Raw genomic sequence first — 6,570 nt, forward strand, 5'->3', positions numbered from 1 at the left:
ATTCATCTCGAGGACATCACTTTTCGTGTTCCAAGTTTGGAACAGTATTTCAGTATATACAAGGCTTCTTCCCAAGATTCCTATCGAAATGACCACAATAACAATAAAGATTTTAAAAAGATAGATTGGCTGGAAAGACATTTGTAAAATCATCATTTGAAAAGTAGCAAGTTGTAAGACTGGCTGCTTTTTTATTTTGAAAAACAATCCACTCAAAACTACGGACTAGTCTTGAAAATAAAATTTTAAAGTAGTATACTAGAACAACAAAGGTGAAAGCGTTTGCGTTACAGATGAATGAAAGTAAATCAGGAGACAAAACAATGGAATTGACTGCCATTTACCATAGAACAGAGTCGGAGTATGCTTATCTTTATAAGGATAAGATAATGCACATTCGTATCCGGACTAAGAAAGATGATATTGAAAGCATCCATTTGCATTATGGTGATCCTTTTATCTTTTTAGAGGACCATTATGAAGTAAACAAGGAGATGGTCAAAGTAACTTCTGATGCCTTATTTGATTACTGGCAAGCAGAAGTTTCAGTGGGCTATGCGCGACTCCAGTATCTCTTTGAACTCAAGGATAAGCAAGGTCAGAGTATTTTCTATGGCGATAAGGGATGTGTTGAAAATACGCTAGAAAACCTTCATTATGAAGGAAATGGCTTTAAAATTCCGTATATCCATGAGATTGATGCTTGCCATGTTCCTGACTGGGTAGCAGAGATGGTATGGTACCAGATTTTCCCAGAACGCTTTGCTAATGGCAATCCGGATATTTCACCTGAAGGTGCGCTAGCTTGGGATTCCTCTATCAAACCAAAAACGAGCGATTTCTTTGGTGGTGATTTACAAGGTATCATTGACCATCTGGATTACTTGCAGGACTTGGGCATTACAGGTCTTTATCTCTGTCCGATTTTTGAATCCCCAAGCAATCACAAGTACAATACGACGGATTATTTCGAAATTGACCATCATTTTGGAGATAAGGAAACCTTTCGTAAACTGGTGGAGGAGGCCCATCAGAGAGGGATGAAAATCATGCTGGACGCTGTTTTCAATCATATCGGGGATCAGTCTCTGCAGTGGCAGGATGTTCTCAAGCATGGTGGAAAGTCGGAATATAAAGACTGGTTCCATGTTCAAGAATTTCCCGTGACCAAAGATAAGCTTGGAAATCCAAGAAAACTCCCTTATCATACCTTCGCTTTTGCCAGCTATATGCCCAAGCTCAATACGGCCAATCCTCAAGTGAGGGACTATTTGTTAAAAGTTGCGACCTACTGGATTGAAGAGTTTGATATTGATGCTTGGCGCCTGGATGTGGCCAATGAAGTAGACCATCAATTTTGGAGAGATTTCCGTAAGGCTGTCTTGGCTAAAAAGCCTGACCTTTATATTCTTGGAGAAGTCTGGCACACTTCTCAGCCTTGGCTAAATGGCGATGAATTCCACGCAGTCATGAATTATCCTCTCTCCGACAGCATCAAGGATTATTTCTTGCGAGGGACTAAGAAGTCACCTCAATTCATCGATGAGATCAATAGCCAATCAATGTACTATAGACAACAGATTTCGGAAGTGATGTTCAATCTTTTGGATTCGCACGATACGGAGCGGATTTTGGCTACTGCCAAGGGAGATGCCCAACTGGTTAAGTCTGCCCTAGCTTACCTCTTTCTACAAAGAGGGACACCGTGTTTCTACTATGGAACAGAGTTGGGGTTAGGTGGAGGGCCAGATCCAGATTGTCGTCGTGTCATGCCTTGGGAACGTGTTTCCGACAGTAATGACATGCTTAATTTTATGAAGAAGTTGATTCAGCTTCGTAAGGAGGTTTCAGGCATTATCCAACATGGCACCTATAGCCTAAAAGAAATTAAGCCGGACGTGCTAGCTCTTGAATGGGATTATGATGGACAAAAGGTCCAAGCTATTTTTAACCAATCAAGTGAAAACTATCTTGTAGACCGTGATTCTGTAGTGCTAGCCAGTCATTGCCAAGAATTGGGACTGCAACTGGCGATTTTGCCTAAAGGTTTCGTCATTCAATAAAAAATAGGATTAAAAAGGCTGTAATGAATGGGTGATTCGTGCAGTCTTTTTTTTGACTTATGTAGTATAATATAGCTAAGTCAACGATTACTAGCTGAATGATTAGTGAATGGTGTTTAAAATGAAAAAGAGACTTGTAGTCTAGAAGGAGAATTGCATGAAACGAACGAGAAAAGTAGTAGCCTTGGGACTGTGTTTGCCCTTATTTCTTGGCTTGGCTGCTTGTCAGCAAAATAATACGAGCACTGAAGCTGCAAATCAGACACAGACCAGTTCAGATAAAGTTCCTTGGACGGCTTCATATTCCAATCTAAACGGTCAAGTCAGTACCGAAGAGGTCAAATCTCTCTTATCAGCTCACTTGGACCCAAATAGTGTTGATGCATTTTTCAATCTTGTCACCGCCTATAATGCGACAGTCGGCTCTACTGGCTTAAGTGGTGATTTTGCCTCCTTTACGAAGACAGAATACGACGTAGAGAAAATCAGCAATCTTTGGAATCAAAAAAAGGGTGACTTTGTCGGAACCAACTGCCGTATCAATAGCTATGCGCTCTTGAAAAATTCAGTCACGATCCCAAAACTTGAAAAGAATGATCAGCTTCTTTTCGTGGATAACGATGCTATCGATAAGGGAAAGGTGTTTGATGCAAAAGATAAGGAAGAGTTTGATATTCTATTTTCTAGGGTGGAGACGGAAGCAACAACAGATGTAAAAATTCACGCGCAGAAGATGGAGAAATTCTTTTCCCAGTTTCAATTTAATGACAAAGCTCGAATGCTGTCTGTAGTCTTGCATGATAATTTGGATGGAGAGTTTCTTTTTGTCGGGCATGTTGGTATTTTAGTGCCGGCTGAAGATGGTTTCTTATTTGTAGAGAAACTGACTTTTGAAGAGCCTTATCAAGCTATTAAGTTTGCGAGCAAGGAAGATTGTTACAAGTATTTAGCTACAAAGTATGCGGATTATACAGGTGATGGACTTGCTAAGCCTTTCATCATGGACAATGAAAAATGGGTTGAAGGATATTAAGATAGGCAAAGGTGATGAGATGGAAACAGTAATAGCGCTTTTAGTTCTCATTCTTATCGGATTCTGGGCTATAAACATTCTCAAGCCTCGTAAGGCAAATAAAAAGGAAAGATTTATTGGCTATATGCAGCGCTATGATATAGATGGTGAGGGCTATCAGTCAGAAGTCTGGGAAGTTATAGAAGATGAGAATGAGAAATAAGGAGGAGAATCCAAAAACAGTAGATATCTTACCTTTTTCAAGAAAGGGAACTAGTAACATCAGTACTATCCTAAGGAACTGATAGGAGGAAACATTATGGGAATGATTGCTAATTATCAATATCTGTCTGACAATGAATTAAGCCAAATAAAGCGGTATCCTTGTCAGGAAGAGGATTTACTTGACTTGGTAGAGGATTATCCTGAGGGAAATGATACGTTGATAGATATTGACAAAATGTGGGATGCCTTACTCTTTATTATGACAGGCTTTAGTAGTTCAGAATTTATGGATGACGACCCCTTGAGAGAAGCTGTCTTGGGAGTAACTCCTTTAGAAAATGTATCAGAGTATGCAGCCTATACTGAACACTCAAAGATAGCTGAGATTGTTCAAGCTTTAGAGAATTGTGACATGGATAGGGCTCTGGCAGACTTTAGCATGGAAGCATGCAAGAAGGCCGATTTGTATCCCGATATTTGGGATTATCTTGATGAAGAGGAAGAAATCAAGGATGATATTCGAACCTGTTTTGTAAAAATGAAAAACTTTTATAAGAAAATCTTAACTCTCAAAGGAAATGTCTTAGTGACTATTTGTTAACTACTTTTACCAACTGTTAGTCAGGTGCGTGATGAATGCACATCTAGAAAATTGTACACCTGATGACTTGTCTGGTGAAGAAAATATTCCACAGTGTAGTCGGATGGGATAGATAGAAATTGGTTATAGAATTTGTAAGCATAATAGATTTTAAGCTTTAAGATGGAGGACTAAAGAGATGGGAAGAATTGAATGGGAAAATGCTAAGACACGTTTAGATGCCTTACTTGTCATTGATGAGTATCGAACATATCCAAATGAGACCTGGCTTCGATTGATCGTTAAGACTGAGGGAAGCTATGGGGTTCGTTACCTTATCGACAACGGTTCTGGTGATTCTCTAGATGTGATCTTTACTGATAAAATCATCCTTATAAAGGGCTTTGATCATGAAAGCAGTTTGAGTCAATTTGCTGCGGATGAGTGGAATCAAGACATCATAGACGGATTTTATAGAGGACTGGATGAAAAGTATCAAAACCTATACTCAGAAGAGCAAAAAGATGAAACAACCTTCTTTATCTGGTATGACGGTCAAGAACATCAAAATACCTATCAAGATCAGGACGGTGGCGAATGGTTATTATCCTATTTCTTTGACAGTTTTGAGAAATTTCATGAGTTTGTGACGGATTACTATTCAATTACCGTAGATGAGGACTTACTTAGAAAACTTTACAATCAAGGACAGCTTTCAGAAGTAGAATTGGAGCAGTTGATTCATACTTCCTAGCTGGAAATATTTATGAAATCTGATGAAAAGAATTGATTTTCAATATCAAGTTATACTTTAAGAATTATTGAAGTAGTTAATGTCTGTAGTTCCTTTTTTCTTATGCAGATAACGACTTAAAACGATTTCTTTTTATTGTTGAATAATATTTTGCGAACAAAAAACAAAATTCTTTAAAAAAGTTTCACAAAATCCTTTACAAGTTCTTATAAACATGATATAGTTATTAGGCTTAGAAAATGAGATGATGTTTTCTAGCAAATATAAACCCGAGTAAAAAATGCCTACGGACAGGCAGGGTTGAATGCCGAAGCGTGGTTGAAAAGCCACATTATTGATAGGGTTAAAAGCCTACTTTTATAAGTTGATGTTAGGACACTTGTCCTAATTCATAAATTTTAGTGTGGTGAAAGCACACGTCATCTTGTGAAACGATCAATAAAGTACGTAATATTTGCTACTAGAGAGTTAGGAAACATCAGGAACAGACATACTCAACAGAAACCAAAATACACACGTCAGAAGATTGCAGAGCAGGTGAAAACCTGCTCTTTTTTCATAAGTCAACCTTTAGTCGCCTTTATCTTCTTGAGGTGCTAAAAATACGGTAAAGGAGTATGTCTTGAAGAAGTTAGATCAAAACCAAGCCCCAATTTACGAGGCTTTGGTCAAACTACGCAAGAAAAGGATTGTCCCCTTTGATGTGCCAGGTCACAAGCGTGGACGAGGAAATCCAGAACTTGTCGAACTGTTAGGAGAAAAATGTGTTGGCATTGATGTCAATTCTATGAAACCCTTGGATAATCTTGGTCATCCCATTTCGATTATTCGGGATGCGGAGGAATTAGCTGCGGATGCTTTTGGTGCAGCCCATGCCTTTCTCATGATTGGAGGAACAACCTCATCAGTTCAAACGATGATTCTTTCGACTTGTAAGGTAGGAGATAAGATTATTCTACCGAGAAATGTCCACAAATCTGCTATCAATGCACTGGTTCTATGTGGTGCCATTCCCATCTATATCGAGATGAGTGTGGATCCTAAAATCGGCATCGCTTTAGGTCTTGAAAATGACCGTGTTGCGCAGGCAATTAAGGAGCATCCAGATGCCAAGGCCATTTTGATTAACAATCCTACTTACTATGGAATTTGTTCAGATCTCAAGGGATTGACGGAAATGGCTCATGAAGCTGGCATGTTTGTTTTAGTGGATGAAGCCCATGGAGCTCATCTACATTTCACAGATAAATTGCCACTATCTGCTATGGATGCAGGTGCTGATATGGCGGCGGTCTCTATGCATAAGTCTGGTGGGAGTTTGACCCAGAGCTCCATCCTTCTTATCGGGGAACAGATGAATCCTGAGTACGTTCGTCAGATTATCAACCTGACCCAGTCAACATCTGCCTCTTACTTGTTGATGGCTAGTTTGGATATTTCTCGACGGAACTTAGCCCTTCGTGGCAAAGAGTCTTTTGAAAAAGTCATTGAGCTCTCCGAGTACGCTCGTCGTGAAATCAATGCTATCGGTGGTTATTATGCCTACTCAAAAGAGTTAATAGACGGTGTGTCAGTCTGTGATTTTGATGTGACCAAGCTGTCAGTTTATACTCAGGGAATTGGGCTAACAGGGATAGAGGTTTATGACCTCTTGCGAGACGAATACGACATTCAGATTGAATTCGGGGATATTGGGAATATCTTGGCCTATATTTCCATTGGCGACCGCATCCAAGACATCGAGCGCTTAGTCGGTGCTCTGGCGGACATCAAGAGACTCTACTCAAGAGATGGAAAAGACTTGATTGCTGGAGAATATATCCAGCCTGAGTTGGTCCTATCTCCTCAGGAAGCCTTTTATTCAGAGAGAAGAAGTTTTACCTTAGCCGAATCAGTCGGACAAGTCTGTGGGGAATTTGTCATGTGTTATCCTCCA

Annotated in this window: 6 protein-coding genes and 1 pseudogene; all 7 read left to right on the forward strand. The window is 39.6% G+C overall.

Features of this window, described 5'->3' with window-relative positions; all coding sequences use genetic code 11:
• A pseudogene (locus SORDD27_RS10210) lies at nt 1-147 on the forward strand (phosphoribosylanthranilate isomerase); the annotation flags it as partial.
• 176 nt (nt 148-323) lie between these two features.
• Complete coding sequence (locus SORDD27_RS03520; RefSeq protein WP_061427336.1) at nt 324-2,063, forward strand: glycoside hydrolase family 13 protein; 1,740 nt, start codon at nt 324-326, stop codon at nt 2,061-2,063.
• Between the two features lie 157 nt (nt 2,064-2,220).
• A complete protein-coding gene (locus SORDD27_RS03525; protein ID WP_061427338.1) occupies nt 2,221-3,096 on the forward strand; it encodes a DUF4300 family protein in 876 nt (291 codons plus the stop codon).
• A 19-nt stretch (nt 3,097-3,115) separates the two neighbouring features.
• On the forward strand, nt 3,116-3,298 hold the full coding sequence (locus SORDD27_RS03530; RefSeq protein WP_061428063.1) for a hypothetical protein: 183 nt from the start codon (nt 3,116-3,118) through the stop codon (nt 3,296-3,298).
• Nucleotides 3,299-3,394: 96 nt separating this feature from the next.
• The gene (locus SORDD27_RS03535) at nt 3,395-3,901 is read left to right on the forward strand and encodes a YfbM family protein (RefSeq protein WP_061427340.1); all 507 of its coding nucleotides are present in this window, start codon (nt 3,395-3,397) and stop codon (nt 3,899-3,901) included.
• 178 nt (nt 3,902-4,079) lie between these two features.
• Nucleotides 4,080-4,634 (forward strand): hypothetical protein, encoded by a 555-nt coding sequence (locus SORDD27_RS03540; RefSeq protein ID WP_061427342.1) that lies wholly within the window; start codon nt 4,080-4,082, stop codon nt 4,632-4,634.
• 622 nt (nt 4,635-5,256) lie between these two features.
• Nucleotides 5,257-6,570, forward strand: a 1,314-nt coding sequence (locus tag SORDD27_RS03545; RefSeq protein ID WP_061427344.1) for an aminotransferase class I/II-fold pyridoxal phosphate-dependent enzyme, incomplete at its 3' end; no start/stop codon positions are given.

Source organism: Streptococcus oralis, assembly GCF_001579025.1.
GTDB lineage: Bacteria > Bacillota > Bacilli > Lactobacillales > Streptococcaceae > Streptococcus > Streptococcus oralis_X.